This window comes from uncultured Succinatimonas sp. (genome assembly GCF_905203285.1).
Taxonomy (GTDB): Bacteria; Pseudomonadota; Gammaproteobacteria; order Enterobacterales; family Succinivibrionaceae; genus Succinatimonas.
This window is the reverse complement of sequence record NZ_CAJKVK010000127.1, coordinates 1-4,180: the sequence shown is the minus strand read 5'-3', so window position 1 is coordinate 4,180 and position 4,180 is coordinate 1. Positions and strand designations below refer to the sequence as shown.

4 protein-coding genes are annotated in these 4,180 nt (G+C 39.7%); all 4 read right to left on the bottom strand.

The features are described 5' to 3' along the window. Positions 1–301: 301 nt before the first annotated feature. The 4 genes from dgoD to QZ019_RS09405 all read right to left on the bottom strand — a co-directional run bounded on the left by dgoD (position 302) and on the right by QZ019_RS09405 (position 4,075). Complete coding sequence (dgoD, locus tag QZ019_RS09420; protein WP_295484525.1) at positions 302–1,453, bottom strand: galactonate dehydratase; 1,152 nt, start codon at positions 1,451–1,453, stop codon at positions 302–304. Positions 1,454–1,510: 57 nt separating this feature from the next. Then, a complete protein-coding gene (locus QZ019_RS09415; RefSeq protein WP_295484523.1) occupies positions 1,511–2,416 on the bottom strand; it encodes a 2-dehydro-3-deoxygalactonokinase in 906 nt (301 codons plus the stop codon). Positions 2,417–2,428: 12 nt separating this feature from the next. Beyond that, positions 2,429–3,070 carry a bifunctional 4-hydroxy-2-oxoglutarate aldolase/2-dehydro-3-deoxy-phosphogluconate aldolase gene (locus QZ019_RS09410; RefSeq protein WP_295484520.1) on the bottom strand — a complete coding sequence of 214 codons (642 nt, stop codon included), beginning with the start codon at positions 3,068–3,070 and terminating at the stop codon, positions 2,429–2,431. 240 nt (positions 3,071–3,310) lie between these two features. Beyond that, entirely contained in the window at positions 3,311–4,075 is a 765-nt protein-coding gene (locus QZ019_RS09405; protein WP_295484517.1) for an IclR family transcriptional regulator, read from the bottom strand. Positions 4,076–4,180 lie beyond the last annotated feature (105 nt).

The following is a 4,180-nucleotide window of genomic DNA, read 5'->3' as shown; positions in this document are numbered from 1 at the left end:
TTCTATATTTACAAAAACAATTTAAAACAAATCAAGATGTATTCTACACTAGTACCGACCAAGTAGCTTGCGTTATAAACATACTATCTTCGTTGTATTCTCTGAAATTATTAATCGTCGTATTCAACATGATAAGATTATTTCTTTCTAAGACTTATTAACCTCCAAGCTCAAAACAAAAACATTTAAAATGTAAAACGTATCTTATCAGCAAAAGATTAAATGTCAACCTATTGTTTTATCAATAAAAAACCGAGGTAAACTATTAAATCATTTACCCAGGCTTTTTTAAAATATTAAATTACCACTCGGCAACAGAACCGTCAGGATGACGCCAAACCGGGTTATGCCAATTTACATCAGCTTCCTCTGCTGCTTTCTTTATTCTCTCTTCATTAACCTCAACACCAAGACCGGGCTTTGTTAACGCATGTAAGAAGCCGTCAGACATATCAAAATCTTCAGGGTTATTTACATAAGTTAAAAGCTCAGCGCCCTGATTATAATGAATACCCATACTCTGCTCTTGCAGCGCAGCATTCCAAGACACCATGTCAACAGCAAGACATGAAGCAAGAGCAACAGGTCCAAGCGGGCAATGCGGCGCAATAGCCACATCATATGCCTCAGCCATTGAAGCGATCTTCATGCATTCGGTAATACCGCCTGCATGTGACAAATCAGGCTGAAGAATTGATACACCTCGAGCTTCAAACACACGCTTGAACTCAAAGCGTGAATACATACGCTCGCCTGCAGCGATTATAAGGCTTGAGCAGTCTGCCAAATCTCTGTAATACTCACAGTTTTCAGCAAGTACCGGCTCCTCGATAAAATAAGGATGATAAGGCTCAAGCTCCTTCATCATTAACTTTGCCATCGGAGCGGTTACACGGCCGTGGAAGTCAAGACCGAATTCAATTTCATCACCGAATTCTTTACGAATCTGCTCGGCAATATGAATTGAATGCTTCATCTTTTTATGGGTATCAATCATCCCCAAATCTTCGCAGCCGTTAAGCTTAAATGTATCAAAACCGATTTCACGAAGCTTATTAATGCCTTCAACCACATCAGCAGGACGATCTCCGCCAACCCAGCTGTAAGCTTTAATCTTATCGCGTACTCTTCCGCCTAAAAGCTCAGTGACGTTAACATTTAAAGCCTTACCTTTAATATCCCATAAAGCCTGATCGATACCGGCAATGGCCGACATCATTATAGGACCACCGCGATAAAAGCGTGTGCGGTAAAGCATCTGCCAAATATCATTAATATTGGAAGGGTCTTTACCGACAATATATTCAGCGCATTCATGAACTGCAGCTTCTACAGTTTTGGCATGGCCTTCAACCACCGGCTCGCCCCAACCGGAAATACCCTCATCGGTCTCGACTTTAACGAACATCCAACGTGGTAAAACACGGAAAGTGCTGACTTTAGTAATTTTCATAACTCAACAGCCCTTAAAAAACGCCCTTACGGGCGTTAAATTAATTTAAACCTTTTATTACAGTAATGACTGAGCAAGAGGAATAATGCCTTCAAGGAAGCAAGTATCAGCATCAAGCTGCTTTGCTTCAAGTCCAGCAAGTTTTAAAGCCTTTTCATACCTTGCGTAGAAGAAATCATTGGCAATTACGGTAAGAGGGCTGTCTTCTTTAGTGAACTTAAATATCTTCTGCATTGAAGCAACTTCTGCTCCGATTGAAAGACCTGAAAGGAATTCACCAACATGACAAGGCTTAATACCGCCTAAAATATTTGCACCACGGATTTCAAAAAGACGAGGAACAATATTGTTCTCAGTATAACCGCGCTCCAAACCAGCCATAAAGTCAGGCTCGGAATCTTCCTGCTCTCCGGCACCTAAACCTACTAGTGAATACTTCATCATAATGGAGTGCATTTCACCAGTCATTGCAGTTCTAAAGCTATTAACGCGAGAACCGTCAGCCAACACCCACTTACAATGGGTACCCGGCATAATGTAAACTTTTGACGGACTTAACTTAAAAGCACCGGCAAGCTGAGTTTCCTCACCGCGAATAACATTCCAATTATCTTTATCCCTTACGCAAATACCCGGAACGATACGGATCTTATATCCTTTTGAATGATGAACTTCCGTTAACTGACTTGAAAGCTCACCTAAATCAACCGGACAATCCAAATATGCAGCATCAGTCCAACCGTTAATACTGCCAACCATTCCGGCCATAATAGTCGGCATCGGTCCGTATTTTTGGAACCACTCGGCAGTAAGGCGATCAAAAGCACCTTCACAGTCTTTACCGCGAACAGTGGTAACGCCTTCATGGGATTTTTTTACCTCTACCTGCTTTCCGTCTAAATACAAGAAAGCACGAATATTGGTTGAACCCCAATCACATACAACAAAATTCTTCGCGCTCATTTGATCTCTCCTTTACTTGATAGCAGCGACAAAACCCTTTGCAGCATTACGAACGCCGTCAAAATCACCGGCAGCAATCTTTTTAGCGTTAATAATATGTGAACCTACACCTGCAGACATAAAGCCTGAAGATAAGAAATCTTTAACATTATCTACACTTACTCCACCTACTGCCATTAAAGGAATATGGTTAATCGGAGCTCTGAATGCTTTAACATACTCAAGGCCTAAAATTGATGCTGGGAACAATTTAACAATATCGGCACCTTCGTTATAGGCAGTAGCAACTTCAGAAGGAGTAAATGCACCGGGAACTGCAATAAGACCTAACTTTTTCATCTCGTGAATTACTGCAACATCAGTATTGGGAGCCAAAGCAAAATCTGCTCCGGCAGCCTTTGCGGCACGCGCCTGTTCCACAGTCATTACCGTGCCTGCACCGACACACATCTTATCGCCTAAGGCATTCTTTACTTTTTCAATTGATTTAGGTGTGTCAATAAGATTAGTAGCTGATGACTGATCAAACGTAATCTCTAATAAGCAGATACCTTCTTCATTAATGATTTGAGAAGCTTTTAACAAATCATCACCGTAAACGCCGCGAGAAATCGCAACCAATTTTTTTTCATAAATAAAATCTAAAGTATTCATAACGATAATCACCTTTAAATTTGTTGCAAAATAAGGCGATTTCCTCCTTGCTATAAACAATCTGAACTTCTCTTTAAGAAGCGTTTCAACTTAAAAGCGAGATTTACGGGAAAAACAAAAAACTACCCAAATAACCTCATTACTAAAGAATAATCAAAATGTGAAGCAAAAAAATCTACAAGCATCACAAATTTTATTGTATTAAAATTAATTCTAATATATTAGATAAAATCGTTTAACCTAATATGTAAGAATACTTTGCTCAATGCTACTTGCGCATTGCTTGACTTTTTTGACCACTTCAGGAATTGCGTCATCATTAAATTTAAGAACAGATCCGACAATTGAGATTGCTCCTAAAAGTTCATGCTGTGCATTAAAAACAGGAGCAGCCACACAGCGGATATCCGCCTCGCCCTCACTATTATCAAATGCCCAGCCTTGAAGCCTTATTTTTGCAAGCTCAGCCCTTAACGCTTCAGGTGTGGTTATAGAAGTCGGACTTTCCGGAGTATAGTCAATCGTCGGTAAAATCCTTTCTCTAACTTCAGGACTTTGGTAAGCAAGAAGACATTTTCCCAATCCTGCATGCACCAATGACACCGGTAATCCCTCACGGGATTTTATAAGCATTCCGGCTCGAGGACTTTCAAGTTTAATCACGTAATAACCCCGATCTCCTTCCATAATGCCGTAATGCACTGCAAGACATTCAACACTGTCTAAAAGAGAACTTAAAGAAGGAACAATCTTATCGCGTAAATCAATATTGCGTGATGCACAAGAACCTAATTCAATAAGACGCATCCATAGTTGTAAAAAGCCGTTTTTATCCTGACTGATTAAACCTTGCTTTAACATTTCGTCTACTAAAACGTATCCGGAACTGCGCGGTAGTTTCAAAGCATTTACCAATTCCGATATGGTACATTTTTTATGTTTTTCAAGATAAGACAATATCGCCATACATCTAGCTAATGCAGGCACTCGCGATTTTTCTTCCATATTGACCTCTGGAAAATTCAGTCGCTTTAACTAATCAATCTGATTTTAGTAAAACGAATGTTCATAAATATATGAACGTATCTTATCAAAAAATTTAATATTTAT

Excerpts from the sequence above, each read along its gene's own strand:
- QZ019_RS09410 (WP_295484520.1), bottom strand. The coding sequence starts at position 3,070 with ATGAATACTTTAGATTTTATTTATGAAAAAAAATTGGTTGCGATTTCT.
- QZ019_RS09405 (WP_295484517.1), bottom strand. The coding sequence starts at position 4,075 with ATGGAAGAAAAATCGCGAGTGCCTGCATTAGCTAGATGTATGGCGATA.
- QZ019_RS09415 (WP_295484523.1), bottom strand. The coding sequence starts at position 2,416 with ATGAGCGCGAAGAATTTTGTTGTATGTGATTGGGGTTCAACCAATATT.
- dgoD (WP_295484525.1), bottom strand. The coding sequence starts at position 1,453 with ATGAAAATTACTAAAGTCAGCACTTTCCGTGTTTTACCACGTTGGATG.